Genomic DNA, 16,791 nt, shown 5'->3' with positions numbered 1-16,791 from the left:
AGAAAAAACGCCCTGCTTATTCAAACAGGGCGTTTTGAAGGAAGGTATTTTGATCGCCGGACGCTTTATGTCGCCCCGGCCCGCATGCCCGAGAAGGAACGCGTGATCAAGCGTTGCAGGACGATAAAGCCAAACAGAAGCGCGCCGATCATGATCTTGGTCCACCAGCTGTTCAGCGACCCGTCAAAGGCGATCAGGGTCTGGATAACCCCCATGATGATCCCGCCAAAGAACGTGCCGAGCACGAAGCCCATCCCACCGGTCAAAAGCGTTCCACCAATCACCACGGCGGCAATCGCATCAAGCTCCACGCCCACGGCGGCCAGCGGATAGGCCGACGCCGTATAGAAGGCAAATACCACACCCGAAAGCGCGCTGAAAAAGCCCGACAGGGTGTAAACCCGGATGATGGTGCTATGGACCGGAACACCCAGCAATTCTGCCGAGTGACGATCCCCGCCAATCGCATAGACATTGCGTCCGAACCGGGTGAAATGGGCAATCACCACCCCGCCAATGACGGTCGCCAACATCAGAAGGGCCGATGCTGTCAACCAGCCACGACCGGGCAGCTGGATTTTAAACCCGCTAAAGGCCGAGACAAACGGATGATCAATCGGAACGGAATCCAGATTGATCAGGAAGCACATGCCGCGCAGGAAAAACATCCCGGCAAGCGTGATGATAAAGGGCTGAATATCGAACTTGGCGATAATCACACCCATAAACGCCCCGAATGCCGAGCCGACAATCATCGCAATCACGGCCGCCGTCACCGGATGCATCCCAAAGCCGGTCACAAGTTCGGCCATCAGCACCCCGATAAAGGCAATCATTGACCCCACCGAAAGATCAATCCCGCCCGATAGAATGACAAAGGTCATGCCAACGGCAGTAATGATCAAAAAGGCATTGTCGGTCAGAAGCGCGCCCAGAACATAGGTATCGGAAAAGGCGCGGTGTTCAACAATCCCGTAGCCATACAGCAGTACGAGAACCGCAAGCGTGGCAAGGATCGGATAAAACCGTTCATTAATTTTCATCGGATTTCCCCCGCTTCATGCGTTCCATCGCCTGCCCCACAAGTTCGCGGGATTTGGGCGCCTGCACCAGCAGAACAACCATCACCACTGCGGCCTTGACGATCAGGGTGTATTGCGACGGAAGACCCGACAACAAGATGCCGGTGGTCAACGCCTGAATGATCAGAACGCCAATCACGGTCATGGCAATAAAGAACCGACCGCCCATCAGCGACGCACCACCAATGACAACCGCCAGAATGGCATCGAGTTCAAGCCACAGACCGGCATTGTTGGCGTCCGCCCCACGGATGTCCGCGGCAATGATGATCCCGGCAAAGGCCGAACACAGACCCGATGCGGCGTAGGCCATCAGCTTGATACCGCGTGCATCGATGCCCGCGACCCGGCTGGCGCGCGCATTGCCACCAACCGATTCAACAAACAGACCCAAGGCGGTCTTGCGCATGATGAAATAGATCGCGGCAATCACGGCAGCCGCAATAATCACCCGCCACGGAATACCCAGCAAATAACCGCTGCCGATCGCCTCGAAAAATTCGCCATGGAAGGTCACGATCTGCCCACCGGTGATCATCTGGGCAATGCCGCGGCCGGCCACCATCAGGATCAGGGTGGCAATGATGGGCTGAATATCAAGGAACGCAACAAGAATGCCGTTCCACAAACCGCACAAAATCCCGGCACCAAGAGCGGCCAGGATAATCACCGCCGGATGCAGATCGGTATCGCGGATCAGAACCGCCATCACCGCCCCCGAAATGGCAATGATCGAGCCCACCGAAAGATCAATGCCGCGCGTGCCAATCACAATCGCCATCCCCACCGCAACAAGGGCGGTCGAGGCCCCGCGATGGACAACATCGACCAGCGATCCGTACAGATGGCCGTCAACAATGCGGATATTGAAGAAATCCGGTGAAATGATCCCGATCCCCAGCACGATCAGGATCAGTGCTGCGACCGGACCAAACCAGGGTCGACTTAACAAAGAAGATGCAGACATGGTGCTGCTTTCCCGTATTTTCTTTTTGTCTTTTAAACTGGTCATCGTGCAATCGCCTCGATGATGCTGTTCTGGGTGATGTCCGCACCCACCAGTTCAGAAACCTTTTCGCGATCACGCATTACAGCCACGCGGTCGGCAAAGGCGACGATTTCTTCAAGCTCGGATGACGCGACCAGCAATGCCAGCCCCTCGTCACAGAGCTCCTTGATCAGTTTGATGATGTCGGCATGTGCGCCAACATCAATCCCGCGTGTCGGTTCATCAAGGATCAACAGGATCGGCTTGGACACCAGCCAGCGCGCCAGAATGACTTTTTGCTGATTGCCACCGCTCAGTTGCCCGACGGGCTTTTCACTGTCGGGGGTGGCAATGCCCAGTGCCTTGATCATGTCATCGGCAAATTTCTGTTGTTCGGCGCGCGGGATCGGGCGCAGCCAACCACGCCGCCCCTGAAGGGCAAGCACGATGTTTTCACGCACACTCAGTTCGGCAACAATGCCGTCCTGTTTGCGGTCCTCGGGGCACAGCCCGAAACCGGCCCGGATCGCATGGCGCGGGGAACGCAGCATAACCGGCTCCCCATCCAGAAACACAAGACCGCTATCGGCTTTTTGCGTGCCAAACACCAGCTCGGCAAGCTCTGTACGGCCCGATCCCAAAAGACCGGCCAGACCAACGATCTCGCCCGCTTTCAGATCAAGCGAAACCGGTTCAAGCACACGCTTTTTGCCCAAATTCTTGATCTGGATCTGGCGCGCCGGCCCATCATAGCTGCCTTCGTCCTGATGGCGATGCGCGCTGACTTCGGCCAATTCACGTCCCAGCATGTGATTGATCAGATCAATCTGCGCCAGTTCCTTGGTGACAAACGTACCCACCAGGCGGCCATTGCGCAGCACCGTGATACGATCGGTTACCGCGTAAACCTGATCAAGGAAGTGGGTGACAAAAACAATCCCCAACCCCTTGTCGCGCAGCTCGCCCATGATCCGGAACAATGTTTTGATTTCTTCGCCGTCAAGTGACGCGGTCGGTTCGTCAAGAATAAGAACCTTGGCATCAAGGGCGACGGCGCGCGCAATTGCCACCAGTTGCTGGATCGCCACCGAATAGGAGCCCAGCGGCCGATTGACATCAATATCAAGCCCCAAAATCTCAAGGGCGGTCTTGGCATCGGCCTCGGTCTTTTTCCATGAAATCAACCCGAATTTACGGGTCTGGCGTTCCAACATCAGGTTTTCGGCGACCGACAGCGTCGGCACCAAGTTGACTTCCTGATAAACCGTGGAAATGCCGAGTTCCTGCGCATCGCCGGGATGCTGCGGATGGATTTCCTGTCCTTCGAGTGACACCGTACCGGCATCGCGCGGATGCACCCCGGTAATCACTTTGATCAGGGTCGATTTACCGGCCCCGTTTTCGCCCAGAAGGGCGTGAATTTCGCCGCGTTCAAGGTCAAAATCCACATCCTCCAGCGCCTTGACGCCGGGAAAGAACTTCCCCGCACCGCGCACTGAAAGCACTGTGTCTGACATATCCTGCCCCTCTCCCTAGTCTGTCTTTGAAGTCTTTTGCTGCGGATACAGCCGGACGCACCCCGGCAATCGCCGGAGCACGTCCGATGCAATGAGAAGCGTGCCTCTTGTCCCCATGGGCAGAACCCATGGGGGACGTCAGAGGTTATTTGCTACGCATTTTGTATTCTTCCGCAGCGGTATCTGGCAGATAGAGTGGGCCATTTGCCTTGATCCATTTCGGAACTTCTTCACCAGCCTTTGCCGCCTTGATCGCGTCAAAGGACGGGCCACCCAGATGCGGGTTCAGTTCGATGGTGGCATTGGTGTCACCCTCGGCCATCGCCTTGAAGATATCTGGCACCGCATCGATGGATACGATCAGCATATCTTCACCCGGGTTCAGACCGGCTTCCTTGATGGCCTGAACGGCACCCAGTGCCATGTCATCATTGTGGGCATAAACCGCACAGATGTTGGCACCACCGTTTTCAGCCTTCAGGAAGCTTTCCATGACTTCCTTGCCGCCGGAACGGGTGAAGTCACCGGACTGCGAACGGATGATGTTGATGGCCGGGAAGTTGGAAACAACCGACTCAAAACCTTCCTTACGGTCGTTGGCGGCAGACGAACCAACAGTTCCCTGCAGTTCGACAACGTCGCAAACGCCGTTGGTTTCAGCAGCCAGCCACGCAGCGGCCAGTGCACCTTCGACCACGAAGTCCGACGCCACTTTGGTCAGATACAGGTCTTCACTTGCATCAACACCACGGTCAACGAGGACGACCGGAATGCCGGCGTCTTTTGCTTCTTTCAGAACCTGATCCCAGCCGGTTTCAACGACCGGAGCCAGAAGAATGCCATCCACGCCTTGCGCGATGAAAGAACGGACTGCCTTGATCTGGTTTTCCTGTTTCTGCTGTGCATCGGAGAATTTCAGATCAATTCCACGACGTTCGGCTTCGGCCTTGATCGACGCCGTTTCAGACGTACGCCAGCCACTTTCCGAACCGATCTGCGAGAAACCGATCATCATTTCTGCATGTGCAGCAAACGACAGACCAAGTGCAACACCCATTGCGGCAGTAGAAACTGCCATCTTCTTAAAACTTACCACGATTTCCTCCCTAAGAGTGGCTTATTGCTTAAAAGCCATATAGTATTACAATATGATTTCTAAGCCCTCAACCATATAGTGCATCATCCTTTAGAGTGATCGCGCCAAGCGACATTAAAACTTGGCTAAACCAATAAAAATCAATATCTTGGCAAGAATCGAATATCACAAACCATCGCGATACCAGACATGGCAAAACCCTACACTACCACACTTCAAAAGGGCGAAAATGCCCCCCGAGCTGCATTAGAGAGCTCTCAGATTCGCGTATTGGTTTCTGCGCTTGGCGCGCGCCTTTGCGGGGTATATTTGCGTGATCTGAAGGACGGACACGAAACCAATATCGCGGTCAACCTGATCGATGATGCCGCCTATCTTGATCAGGATAGCTATATCGGGGCGGTGTGCGGGCGTTATGCCAATCGCATTGAAAAGTCGCGCTACAGGGATGAAAACGGGGATATCGTTGAGCTTGCCGCCAACGAAGGCGAACACCACCTGCATGGCGGACCGGATGGCTTTGACAGGCGGCTATGGACCATATCCGATCAAACAGACCGCAGCATTACGTTTAAGCTGACCTCGCCCTCGGGCGACCAGGGATATCCGGGCACTTTGAGCGCATCTGCGACCTATTCACTGGTTGCGGACAATCGTCTGCGTCTTGAAATCACCGCCACCTGCGATCAGCCCTGCCCGGTCAATATGACCAGCCACGCCTATTGGAACCTGACGGGCACGTTTGATAAAACGGCCGGCGATCACGTCTTGCAAATCAACGCCAATCAATGGCTTCCGGTTGATGACAAACTGATCCCGACGGGCGAAATCCGCGACGTGATGGGCACCGGCTATGACTTCCGAAGCCCGGCGCGGATTTCCGATATGCTGGCCCATGCTTCGCAGGGTTTTGATCACAATTTCTGCCTGACCGGACCCCGCGGCGAACTCCGCCAGATCGCCACCCTTTCAGATCCCGCCAGCAAACGGTCGATCAAACTGTTTTCGACCGAGGCCGGTTTGCAATTCTACCTCGCACAGCATTTCAATGATGCGATGAAAACCGAAAACGACGTGCCGCTTCACACATCGGGTGGCATCGCCCTTGAACCGCAAACCTACCCCAACAGCCCCAACCAGCCGGACTTCCCAAGCCCGTGGCTCAAACCCGGCGAAACTTATCGGCATGTGATTGAGTGGGAATTTTCCTAAACAACAAAGCCCCGCATTTGCGGGGCTTTGATTTGGCGGCTTTGATTTGGCCTAAAGTGCTGCAACAGAACCATCCGCACGCGGATCGGTGGCCCCTTCCATCACGCCATTGGGCTTCAATCGAATGCCGCCCGCGTGGCCCATCATGTCTTCATAGGGCCCGACGACTTCGACCGTATGACCGGCTGTTTTCAGCTGTTCGATCAGGGCCGAGTCAAAGCGGTTTTCAAGTTTCAGGGTTGTCGTGTCTTCGCCCCATGTTTTACCCAGCAACCAGCGCGGCGCGCTGACCGCTTCCTGCAGGTCCTGTCCATACATCACATTGCGGGTAAAGACCGCCGATTGGGTTTGCGGCTGTCCCTCGCCGCCCATGGTGCCATAGGTCAGCACCGATCCGTCATTAAGCTTTGCCAAGGCCGGGTTGAGCGTATGGAACGGCAGGCGGCCCGGCCCAAGCTGATTGGGGCCATCATGGAGCGTGAAGCTGGCCCCGCGGTTTTGCCACAGAACGCCGGTTTCCGGCACCACAACACCCGATCCGAATTCCCAGAAGATGCTTTGGATATAGCTGACAGCAACGCCATTGGCATCAACCGCCCCCATCCAGATCGTGTCGCCCGGCTTGGCTACATGCGGCCAAGGGAGTGCTGTTTTCATATCGATCTTGGCGGCCTCATGATCGAGCATTTCATCAGACAGCAGCGACATCGGATCGATGCTCATGCGGGCCGGGTCGCCAACATGGGCGTCACGTTTCAGGAAGGCCCGTTTGGTTGCCTCGATCAATCCATGGACATGGTCAAACCCGTCCAGAGCCGCGCCGGACAGTCCCAGCCGATCAAACAGGCCAAGGATCATCAGCGATGCCACACCCTGGGTCGGCGGGACCATATTGAAAACGGTTCCGGTCGAAAGCTTGACCGAAAGCGGCGTCATGATTTTGGCGTGATAGGCTTCAAAATCGGTCAGGCGAAGCGGACTTCCGACCGCCTCAAGCCCGCGCGCATTGGTTCGGGCGATATCGCCGCGATAAAAATCATCAAAGCCAACACGACCAAGCTGCTCAAGCGTTGCGGCAAGGGCTGGCTGTTTCAGCACATCGCCAATCGCCGGAATGCCGTTGGCGGCATAGGTATCAACGTAGCCCGGTGAGTCTTTAAGTTCCGCAATTTTGGTCGTAGTCAGGGCGACCTGTGACTTGGTAACCGGAACCCCGGTTTTGCCATGATGGACCGCATCACGCATCAGGCGACTGTGCGGGATATTGCCACCGATTGATGCCGCGACCTCGGCTGCCTTGATCCATCCGCCAATCGCACCGGCGACAGTCAGGGCCGCAAGCGGACCACGGGCCGGGATCGCGGCCTTGCCCTGTTCGCGGTAAAAGTCCGGCGTTGCAAGGCCTGCGGCCCCGCCACATGCCCGGATGGCAACCGGATCTTTACCCGGCTCGGCAATCAGCCAGAAACCGTCACCCCCGATCGCGTTCATATGCGGATAGACAACCGCAATCGTCGCAGCGGCGGCAATCATCGCCTCGACCGCGTTGCCACCTTCGCGCAGAATGTCACGCCCGGCCTCAGCAGCCAAATGATGGGGTGCGGTGACCATGCCACCGAGTGCGGTTCTTGAACGTAACATGATCAGCTGATCTCCCTGCCTTATGCTTGCGGGCATGCCGCGTCATCTGCGACATGCCCGGTTTGTTCATAGCGCTGTTTTGCGTTTCCGTTCAGCGCCTTTTCACATTGTAGAATACCTGTTTGCCCAACCGGCCTACCAGCCGATCAGATTTGGCAACCAGCTTGTCAGTTCCGGGAAGATAAACAGAAGGATCAGGGCAAGCGCCTGAATACCGATAAACGGTATCACCCCGCGATAAATATCGACCGTTGAAACCGATGGCGGCGCCACCCCCTTAAGGAAGAACAGTGCCCAGCCAAACGGCGGTGTCAGGAAGCTGGTTTGAAGGTTCATCGCCACCAGAATGGCAAGCCATGCCATATCGATCCCGCTATTGAGGAAGACCGGCAAGAACATCGGAAGCGCGATATAGGAAATCTCGATCCATTCAAGGAAGAAGCCAAGCACAAAGATCACGGCCATCATGAACAGAAGGTTGCCCATGTCGCCACCCGGCACCCATTCAAACATCGCATGAACAAGCCCCTCGCCGCCCAAACCACGGAAGGCCAGGCCAAAAGGCTGTGCACAGATCAGAATGAAGAACACCATCGCACTGGTGATCAGCGTGTCATGCAAGACATCGCGCATCACACCAAAATTCAGACGCCCGGAAAACAGGGCGAGCAACAACGCACCAAGAGCACCCATGGATGCGGCCTCTGTCGGGGCGGCAATCCCGCCAACGATGGAGCCCAGCACGGCAAAGACCAGCGCCAATGGCGGCACGACCACCTTGGCGATCTTGATCAGCAGTTGCTGCGTGCTCATGGCGTCGCGTTCATCCTTGGGGATGGCGGGCACCATGTCGGGTTTGAAAATCCCCAAAAACACAAGATAAAGCCCAAGCATCCCGGCCAGGATCAAACCCGGCACCATGGCGGCGGCAAACAGTGTACCAACAGATTCACCGAGAATATCAGCCAGCAGGATCAGAACCAGACTGGGCGGGATGATCTGCCCAAGGGTGCCTGATGCGCAAATTACGCCGCTCGCAACCCCCTTGTCATAACCACGATTGATCAGGGGCTGCAGCGATAAAAGACCAACCGTCACCACGGTCGCGCCGACCACGCCCGAAGACGCGCCCATAAGCACACCAACGATGACGATGGCCAATCCCATGCCGCCCTTAAGCCGCCCCATGGCGTGACCGATCACATCAATCAGTTCTTCGGCCAGCTTGGATTTTTCAAGCATCACCCCCATGAAGATGAAAAGCGGCAAGGCAAGCAACGTATAGTTGGTCACAACCCCGTAAACGCGTGCCGGCAACAGGTTAAACAAACCGGTGCCAAACCCCATAATCCCAAAGGCAAATCCCGAAATCGCAAGCGAGATCGCCACTGGCACACCAAGCACGAGGAAGCCAAAGAAGCCCCCGACCATACCGATGGCCAGCCATTCATTTCCGGTCATGTCTGATTAGTCTCCTGCACCGGTTTGCGTGACCGCATCAGATGCATCAAAGGCAGGTTCGCCGCGATTACCCGCAACGATTTGACGATAATTCATAAGGCCCTGGGCAATCGCCTGAATCAGCAAAAGACCAAACCCGATCGGAATAAAGGCCTTAAGCAAGAAGCGATATGGCAGGCCACCCGGATCGGGGGAGCCTTCGCCCATCATGATGGATTGCTCGACATAGGGGATCGAAAACCAGATCAGTGCTCCGCCAAGTACCGCCATCAAAACGGCCGAGAACAGGTCGATGATCGCCTGGGCCCGCGGGCCCAGACGTTCATAAAGGAAATCGACCCGCACATGGCCGCCATGGCGCATGCCATAGGCCATCCCCATCAGGGCAATTGGCGACACCAGATGCCATTCAAGTTCCTGCATCGCCACACTTCCGGAATTAAACAGATAGCGCAGCAACACATTGCCACCGACCACCAGAACAAGGGCAAGACCGCTGATCGCAGCGCCCCATCCGGCAATATCGACAACCAGACCAAGAACGCGGTCCGGTAACGGCTCAGTACGGGTCGACTTCATATCAGCTCATCCCGCCTTTGGATGAAATGATCCCGTGATAGGGCTTTTCACTGATCGCGGCCCATTCACGGTGCGTGTCGCGGAACGCCATGAAGCTGTCATGGACCTTTTTGGTGATCGGGTCTTTGGCTGCTTCGGCTTCAAGCGTTTCCTTGGTGATGTCCTTAAGCTTGGTTACAACATCATCGGGCAGGGTTTGCGCGGTAACGCCAAAGTTTTCGACCAGATCACGCAGGGCTGCTGCGTTGTTGGCTTCACACCAGGAATGGCTATCAAGGTTGCACGCCTGTGCGGCGTTCTTGACAATCGCCTGAAGATCCGCCGGAAGGCTTTCCCAGGCTTTCTGGTTGATCAGAAGTTCGGTGACGTTGGACGGCTCATGCCAGCCGGTGGTGTAATAGTATTTGGCGGCTTTCTGCAGACCCAGACGACGGTCCTGATACGGGCCAACGAACTCGGCCGCATCAATCACGCCACGTTCCAGTGCCGGGAAGATTTCCCCGCCCGGAAGCAGTTTCACTTCAACGCCGATCTGCTGATAGACCTTCCCGGCAAGACCCGGGATGCGCATTTTAAGACCGTTGAAATCATCGAGGCTTTCAATCGGCTCGCGGAACCAACCGGTCATCTGGACGCCGGTATTGCCCATCGGGAAGGCCACCAGACCATATGGCTGATAAACTTCATGCCAAAGCTCAAGCCCGCCGCCATGATACAACCAGGCATTCACACCCTGGAAGTTCAGGCCAAATGGCACGGTCGTGAAATACTGGGCGGCAAAGATTTTGCCCGCCCAGAAATAGGCATTGGCCGCATTCATTTCGACCGTACCGGCTTGAACCGCGTCAAAACCTTCAAGCGCCGGGATCAGTTCGCCAGCGGCGAAATGCTGAATGTTCAGACGACCATTCGACATTTCCGTCACGCGCTTGCAGAAATCTTCCGGGCTGCCCGGACCGGTCACATAAAAGGGTGACCCCGGACCATAGGCGTTGGTCATTTTCCAGTTAAAGGTTTCCTGCGCACGAACGATGCTTGGTGCGGCGATAACGCCTGCACCGGTTGCTGCCGCACCGATTGCCGATTTGGTCAGAAAATCGCGCCGTTTAATGTTTGTCATTGATGTCTCCCTGATAGAGATAGCTATTTCTCTGAAACGTGATCTCAACGGAATGCATTCCGCACTGTGTATACATCTTGCAACACACATGCCATTGCATATTTTTCAATGACTTAACAAAATTCCTCTTATTCCTTGATATTCAAAATGCCGTTTAATTAGTCAAAATATTGCATTGCACATTTTTACTGCACAATAAATATGCAGGAACTGGTGCGAAAAAATGTGCGCATTTTACAACCCTTGAGAAACTTGGCCTTGCCTTGAAAATTGGTGTATACATTTGATCAATAAGAACCCACCCAAACCTCGCAAGAAGGGTATCGACTTCAGATGATCGAGCTTCGCCAAGCGCTCAGCACCCCGTCCGAACAGACCGAGCAGGTCGGCATCGCCCAACAGCTTTGTCAGGCGCTGGAAGATGACATCGTCAAAGGAAAACTCCCCCCCGGGCAGCGTTTGGAAGAGCCGCTTCTGGCCAAGCGGTTTGGCGTTTCACGCACACCGGTGCGCGAGGCCTTGCAGCTTCTGACTGCGACCGAACTTGCCGAAAAGATTCCCAATCGCGGCGTTTATGTTTCGCTCGCAACCCCGGAACGCCTGACGGCGATGTTTGAAAGCATGGCGGAACTGGAAGGCACCTGCGGGCGGCTTGCGGCCAAGCGCATGACAAGTGGTGAGCGCCACAACCTTGAACGCCTGCACCATGAATTGGCCGAAACAGTGCGCCTGGGCGACAGTGACGGTTACGAAACGCTGAACCGGTCGTTCCACAATACGCTGTATCGCGGCACGCATAACGATGTGCTGGTCGATGTTACGCTTTCGGTGCGTCGACGCGTCGCCCCGTTCCGCCGCGTGCAGTTCCAAAGCCTGTCGCGCCTTGCCTCCTCACACGAAGAACATCAGGGCATTGTCGATGCCATCCTGCGCGGTGACGTCAAGGCGGCCGAAGACTTGCTTTACGGGCATATCATGGCGGTGCATGAAATCAGCCAGGAATACCTGGCAAGCCTGCGCGATGCGAGCGCCCAGAACGACCGGATCGCTGCAAAATAGGTTTTCGAAACAGGGCCTATTGCCCCGCCACCGGCTGCCGCAATTCCCGCCGGAACGCCCCAGGCCCTTCACCATATTGCGCCTTGAACCGCCGCGAAAATGCCGGCATCGATTGATAGCCGCAGCGCAAGGCAACCTCATCCATCGACAAGTTGGTATCGCGCAAAAGCGCCTTGGCCCGGCCCATCCGCCAATTTTGCAGATATTGCATTGGCGCGATCCCGACACACGCACCAAACCGCACAACAAAACGCGTCCGCGACATCCCGGCTTGCTTGGCCAAAAGTTCCGCAGTCCAGCCACATTCCGGCTGGGCGTGCATGGCTGAAAGTGCGCGTGCGATTTTCTTATCCGCCAATCCGGCAAGGAAACCTTGCGGCAGATCGGCGCGCTTTACTTGTGCTGCCATAAGCGCGATCACAAGGACCTCCATCAGACGCGCCAAGGCACTGCGCCAACCGGGCTGTGTTTCTTGCGCAAGGGTCTCAATCATCGCAACGATTGAGGATTGCGCCTGTGTTGTCGGATCATCTGCGCGCAGGATCACGTGATCCTCAATCAAACCAAAACCCGGATGACGCTCATCGTCATCAAAGGCGCAAAACCCGCACAGCAATCTCACATCCCCGGAGCCTTCAGGCTGATTGCGCAGCATCCCGGCAACCGGGTCAAACCCGACCGCCATCGCATCAGACAGCGCAACCGCCTTTGTTCCCGGCGCATCACACAGAATGTGCCCACGGCCATTTGGCACCAGCACAAGATCACCTGCGCAAAGATCGATTGGTGGTGCATTTTCAGACAGCAAAAGCTTGCACCCGCCTTCCAAAACCAGATGAAACCGGATACGTGCGCCGTCCGCCGGGATATGCACACTGAAATCCCCGGCAAGCTCCGCCGTGAAATACAGATCACTGCGCAACCGTAATCCGGCGCAAACGTCACTAAGCACATCTTGCTGCATTTTATCCATCATCGCGATTTGGAACGATCTGATAATTTATTGGCAGCTTATCGCAAAGACGCGTCCCCGGAAATGATCAATGATCACCAGACCACATACCCAGATGGATGATCAAATCATGAGCCCTGAAAACCTGACAGCCCTGATCGGCTTTGCCTTTGTCATGTCCGTTTCGCCCGGTCCGGGCAATTTCCTGCTGCTTGCCTCTGGCGCCAATTTTGGCATTGCCCGCACCATCCCGCTGATCCTTGGCATCAGCAGTGGCTTTCTGTCGATGGTGTTTGTGGTGGGCCTGGGATTGGGCGAGATTTTGGAACGTTTTCCAATGGCACAGGATGTCCTGCGTGTTATCTGCTTTGGCTATATTCTCTGGCTTGCCTACAAGATATCGCAGATCAGATCGCTTGAAACCAAAGAACAGGCGACAGCACAGCCCATCGGATTTGTTCAGGCCGCAATGTTGCAACTTCTGAACCCGAAGGCCTGGACTGTCGCCCTGATCGCAACAGTCACCTACACCGTGCCGTCAGCAGGCATAAAGGGGCTTTTGGTAATGATCGCCGTCTTCGCATTGATCAACATCCCATCCATTTCAAGCTGGGCGCTGTTTGGCGCGGCCATGCGATCCTTTATTGGTCAGGGCAACCGAACCCGCATCTTTAACATCATCATGGCCGTGCTTTTGGTCGCATCAATGGCGCCAATGTTGCTACCGATCTAACACCCATCAGGCGCGTCGGTGCGACAGGAACCGATCCACCGACAGCTTGCCACCACCGGCAAAGACCAGTGCTACCAGAAGCGAAATCCAAAGCAGGCGGTGATCAATCAGCTCGGTCGGCAATCCATTGGCAAGCCCGCCCAGTGCGGCACCGTGAAACACAACATCCACCACCGTCTGAACCACAACGAAGCCAATCATGCCAAGGGCTGCAAGGCGGGTGAACAGGCCGGCAACAATCAGGATCGGCAAAACAAACTCGCCAAGGGTGCCGGCCCAGACAATCAGGTACCACGGGAAGAACGGAATGGCAGAGGTATCGTAAAGATACTGCTCGGCAATTGGCGGCAGGATCTGCGCGAATGCGCCCGCACTGAGGCCAAAGCCATCAATCTTGGTCATCGCGCTGTTGATGTAATAAGGCAGCAGCAAAAGAACAAAAAGCCCCCGGCTGGCAATGCCAATAACATCGCGCCGGCCAAGGGCATCCATTTTCGTCTCAAGACGGGCGTAACCGCCGATTACATTATGCATCATCATGCCCGTTTCCTCTCGGGATATTAACGCGGGCATCAAATGCCCCGATTGTTAAAAACGCGGCAAAGCTCGCCATCACATCAAAATTCGCATCGGCCTCAAGGGCCTTGGCGCACGCCGCGCCAAGGCTCAAACCATCGCGCGTTAGCGCCGCAAGAAACGCCGCCTGCCCATGGGTAATCACGCGCATTTCAACCTGCATATAAGGACGTGTGACCAGAACGGTTTCAGCGCGTTGCACGATGCTGGTTTTGCCGACCTCGTTGCCATCCACCGGGTTTTGCGCATTCCAGATGGCAAAGACCGGATACTTCGACGCCACGATCTGACAGGCCGGGTGTGCGCGCAGTGTCATGGCCTCCAGCTGATCTTCAAGCCCGCCGAGCTCTTCGGCCAGGAGCGGTTTGGCGTCTTCGGATGTGCTGACCTCAAGCCGGGCACGTTCAAGCCTTGCGATATCAGACAGGTACGGCAAACGATCACGTACCGGGTGGTTCGCCAGAAAGTCAGCAAAGCCAGCCCCATAAAGGGCAAGCGATCCGGCACGTGTGGTTTCGGATTGAACGAACCCCTGTGCCAATTGATCAAAAAAAACATCCCCGACCAGTTTGCGCACGGTCGGGTAAGCAGCCCCCAACGCGTCATACAGGCCGCGATGGACATTGTTGCGGTAAATCGCGAAACGGTGCGCATAACCGTCCGCGACACTGCTTGGCACTGCATCGGGTTCCCGGGCCATCAAGGCATCGCTAAAGCCGTCATAAAATGCCTTAAGCTCCGTCATGACGCGGCCTTAAACTGCGCGCCCGCGGCATCCTCAAGATGCCTATCGGCAAGGGCTGCTTCACGTGCCAGCACATCCCAGCCAGGCACATCATTATCCCATTCAATCAGGGTCGGCTTGCGCCCGATCCGGGCAATCAGGCGATCAAACAGATCCCAAACCGGATCGGCCACGGGCCGGGAATGGGTGTCGATCAGAACATCATCATCGGGGTTAGCGTCTTCCTCATGCCCGGCCAGATGAATTTCACCGACCAGATCACCGGGCACCGCATCAATAAACGCATTGGCATCAAAGCCCAGATTATGGGCCGATATGTAAACGTTGTTTACATCAATCAACAACCCACAGCCGCTGCGCGCGGCGGCTTCGGTGATAAATTCAAGTTCGGGGATCGAGTTTTGCGGCAAGGGCACATAGGACGTCGGATTTTCGATTAGGATCCGCCGACCAATAAAGTCCTGCACTGTATTGATGGCATCCACCAACTGCGAAAGCGACGTCTTCGTCATCGGGGTTGGCAGCAGATCGGCCATATAAAGCCCCTCATGGGCGGACCATGCAATATGCTCCGACACCATGGCGGGATTGAACCGGTCGACCAGACGTTTGAGGTCGGCCAGATGGTTCTTGTTTAACGGCTCCCCGCCGCCAAGCGACAATCCGACCCCATGCATCGAGACCGGATAGTGTGCACAAAGCTCTTCAAGTATGGCAAGTCGCGGGCCACCGGCAACCATGTAGTTTTCCGGATGAATTTCAAACCAACTGACAGCGGGGGCTGTGCCAAAAATATCTTGGGCGTGCTCGGCCTTGAAGCCGACACCTGCACGGTCAGGAAGCTGTGTCAGCGGTGTCATATCGGGCAACCTTATCTTTTCGCCGTTTACGCGGGTGGACGGTCAGCACATCGGGACAGGGGGAGACATATGCAGATCTGTGCTGACCGCCCATTGGGACGCGATTAGGCTTGGGGTTAGGCTTGTGGACTGCCGGACTTAGCCCTGCGGGATATCGCGATCCAGCGCTTCCAGGCTGCCCATGACTTCACGACCATCCGCCGTGGTGAAGCTCATATCTTCACAGGTGCCGGCCGGAACCAGTTTCCAGGCATTGCCCTGATAATCGACAGTCGAGGTACCGGCACAGGTCGTGCCCGGACCAGCGGCACAGTCATTCTGCCCCGCCAGCGACACACCAAAACATTTTTCCTTAGCACCATCGGCTGCTGCCTGGTTGATCGCAGCCATTGAAACAGCAGCACTCAATGCTGCACCCAGAACCATTGCTTTTTTCATCGTCGTTTCCCTTCGGTTAAATGCGGACACTCAAGTCCAGGTGATGATTTAACCGTAAGGGCGATGGACAAATTCGTCACTGCACCATTCGCACACGCCAAGTCAAAGAGGCGTGAGACATTCCACACATATCCTCACAGTGCTGTGAGGTGGCAGCACACCAAATTCTGAAAGCCTGAAACGACAAAACCCTCGACCGGTTAAGGTCGAGGGTTTTCAAAGTCGTGTGCTTATAGGGAATATGATGCTGTATTTGGAAGGCCCGGCGGTGACCTACTCTCCCGTGCCTTAAGACAAAGTACCATCGGCGCAGGCTGGTTTCACTTCTGAGTTCGGGATGGGATCAGGTGGTTCCCGGCCGCTATGGCCACCGGGCCGTCCAAACACAGCGAAGAGATCGGAGATCTTATGAGATCGTGATGTTGAGTTGCGAACTATTTATTGTTGTGACGTATTGGTCTTGCTGATTTTACCGCTGCGCAAGTCATATGCAGATCAGTAGCAAGAGGGATCAATCAAGCCGATCGATCAATTAGTACTGGTTAGCTTCACGTGTTGCCACGCTTCCACACCCAGCCTATCAACCTGGTGGTCTTCCAGGGATCTGATAGGGATACCTAGTCTTGAAGGGGGCTTCCCGCTTAGATGCTTTCAGCGGTTATCCCTTCCGCACTTAGCTACCCGGCGATGCTCCTGGCGGAACAACCGGTACACCAGAGGTGCGTCCATCCC

The 16,791-nt window shown here is 55.7% G+C and carries 16 protein-coding genes and 2 rRNA genes (1 of these 18 running past the window's edge); 3 read left to right on the top strand and 15 right to left on the bottom strand.

Annotated elements, in window-relative coordinates; genetic code table 11:
* Positions 1-65: 65 nt before the first annotated feature.
* The 4 genes from yjfF to IT893_RS07035 form a co-directional block, all read right to left on the bottom strand.
* Positions 66-1,043, bottom strand: coding sequence for a galactofuranose ABC transporter, permease protein YjfF (yjfF, locus tag IT893_RS07050; RefSeq protein ID WP_215907636.1), 978 nt, complete (start codon positions 1,041-1,043; stop codon positions 66-68).
* Positions 1,033-2,049 (bottom strand): ABC transporter permease, encoded by a 1,017-nt coding sequence (locus IT893_RS07045; protein ID WP_167351244.1) that lies wholly within the window; start codon positions 2,047-2,049, stop codon positions 1,033-1,035. Before IT893_RS07045 ends, yjfF begins: the two co-directional genes overlap by 11 nt.
* A gap of 41 nt (positions 2,050-2,090) precedes the next feature.
* Entirely contained in the window at positions 2,091-3,587 is a 1,497-nt protein-coding gene (locus IT893_RS07040) for a sugar ABC transporter ATP-binding protein (protein ID WP_120225879.1), read from the bottom strand.
* A 145-nt stretch (positions 3,588-3,732) separates the two neighbouring features.
* Positions 3,733-4,683, bottom strand: coding sequence for an ABC transporter substrate-binding protein (locus tag IT893_RS07035; RefSeq protein ID WP_286791151.1), 951 nt, complete (start codon positions 4,681-4,683; stop codon positions 3,733-3,735).
* 189 nt (positions 4,684-4,872) lie between these two features.
* Between IT893_RS07035 and IT893_RS07030 the strand changes: the two genes are divergently transcribed.
* On the top strand, positions 4,873-5,895 hold the full coding sequence (locus tag IT893_RS07030; protein ID WP_371810691.1) for an aldose epimerase family protein: 1,023 nt from the start codon (positions 4,873-4,875) through the stop codon (positions 5,893-5,895).
* A 51-nt stretch (positions 5,896-5,946) separates the two neighbouring features.
* On the opposite strand, the gene IT893_RS07025 is transcribed toward IT893_RS07030, so the two are convergent.
* The 4 genes from IT893_RS07025 to IT893_RS07010 form a co-directional block, all read right to left on the bottom strand.
* Positions 5,947-7,536, bottom strand: a complete 1,590-nt coding sequence (locus IT893_RS07025) for a gamma-glutamyltransferase family protein (RefSeq protein ID WP_197147305.1) — start codon at positions 7,534-7,536, stop codon at positions 5,947-5,949.
* 135 nt (positions 7,537-7,671) lie between these two features.
* Positions 7,672-8,997: a TRAP transporter large permease subunit gene (locus IT893_RS07020; protein WP_197147304.1), complete on the bottom strand. Its 1,326-nt coding sequence runs from the start codon at positions 8,995-8,997 to the stop codon at positions 7,672-7,674.
* 6 nt (positions 8,998-9,003) lie between these two features.
* Positions 9,004-9,576: a TRAP transporter small permease subunit gene (locus tag IT893_RS07015; protein WP_197147303.1), complete on the bottom strand. Its 573-nt coding sequence runs from the start codon at positions 9,574-9,576 to the stop codon at positions 9,004-9,006.
* A 1-nt stretch (position 9,577) separates the two neighbouring features.
* Positions 9,578-10,696: a TRAP transporter substrate-binding protein gene (locus IT893_RS07010; RefSeq protein ID WP_197147302.1), complete on the bottom strand. Its 1,119-nt coding sequence runs from the start codon at positions 10,694-10,696 to the stop codon at positions 9,578-9,580.
* Positions 10,697-11,029: 333 nt separating this feature from the next.
* On the opposite strand from IT893_RS07010, the gene IT893_RS07005 reads away from it, so the two are divergent.
* Complete coding sequence (locus tag IT893_RS07005) at positions 11,030-11,755, top strand: GntR family transcriptional regulator (protein ID WP_197147301.1); 726 nt, start codon at positions 11,030-11,032, stop codon at positions 11,753-11,755.
* A 16-nt stretch (positions 11,756-11,771) separates the two neighbouring features.
* On the opposite strand, the gene IT893_RS07000 is transcribed toward IT893_RS07005, so the two are convergent.
* Positions 11,772-12,719 (bottom strand): AraC family transcriptional regulator, encoded by a 948-nt coding sequence (locus IT893_RS07000; RefSeq protein ID WP_197147300.1) that lies wholly within the window; start codon positions 12,717-12,719, stop codon positions 11,772-11,774.
* 79 nt (positions 12,720-12,798) lie between these two features.
* On the opposite strand from IT893_RS07000, the gene IT893_RS06995 reads away from it, so the two are divergent.
* On the top strand, positions 12,799-13,440 hold the full coding sequence (locus IT893_RS06995; protein ID WP_197147299.1) for a LysE family translocator: 642 nt from the start codon (positions 12,799-12,801) through the stop codon (positions 13,438-13,440).
* Positions 13,441-13,446: 6 nt separating this feature from the next.
* Here IT893_RS06995 and IT893_RS06990 read toward each other — a convergent pair whose 3' ends face one another.
* The 6 genes from IT893_RS06990 to IT893_RS06965 form a co-directional block, all read right to left on the bottom strand.
* The gene (locus tag IT893_RS06990) at positions 13,447-13,980 is read right to left on the bottom strand and encodes a DoxX family protein (RefSeq protein WP_197147298.1); all 534 of its coding nucleotides are present in this window, start codon (positions 13,978-13,980) and stop codon (positions 13,447-13,449) included.
* Positions 13,967-14,761 (bottom strand): DNA-binding domain-containing protein, encoded by a 795-nt coding sequence (locus IT893_RS06985; protein WP_197147297.1) that lies wholly within the window; start codon positions 14,759-14,761, stop codon positions 13,967-13,969. The genes IT893_RS06990 and IT893_RS06985 overlap by 14 nt, the downstream gene beginning before the upstream one ends.
* Positions 14,758-15,621, bottom strand: a complete 864-nt coding sequence (locus IT893_RS06980) for a DUF692 family multinuclear iron-containing protein (RefSeq protein ID WP_197147296.1) — start codon at positions 15,619-15,621, stop codon at positions 14,758-14,760. Before IT893_RS06980 ends, IT893_RS06985 begins: the two co-directional genes overlap by 4 nt.
* A 138-nt stretch (positions 15,622-15,759) precedes the next feature.
* Complete coding sequence (locus IT893_RS06975) at positions 15,760-16,059, bottom strand: DUF2282 domain-containing protein (RefSeq protein ID WP_008891960.1); 300 nt, start codon at positions 16,057-16,059, stop codon at positions 15,760-15,762.
* Positions 16,060-16,319: 260 nt separating this feature from the next.
* A 5S ribosomal RNA gene (gene rrf / locus IT893_RS06970) occupies positions 16,320-16,434 on the bottom strand.
* A gap of 136 nt (positions 16,435-16,570) precedes the next feature.
* Positions 16,571-16,791: ribosomal RNA gene (locus tag IT893_RS06965) — 23S ribosomal RNA — on the bottom strand; it runs 2,525 nt beyond the window's last position.

The sequence above is a fragment of the Thalassospira sp. A40-3 genome (genome assembly GCF_015871485.1).
GTDB lineage: Bacteria > Pseudomonadota > Alphaproteobacteria > Rhodospirillales > Thalassospiraceae > Thalassospira > Thalassospira tepidiphila.
The sequence above is the reverse complement of the archived record's forward strand: the minus strand, read 5'-3'. Positions and strand labels throughout refer to the sequence as shown.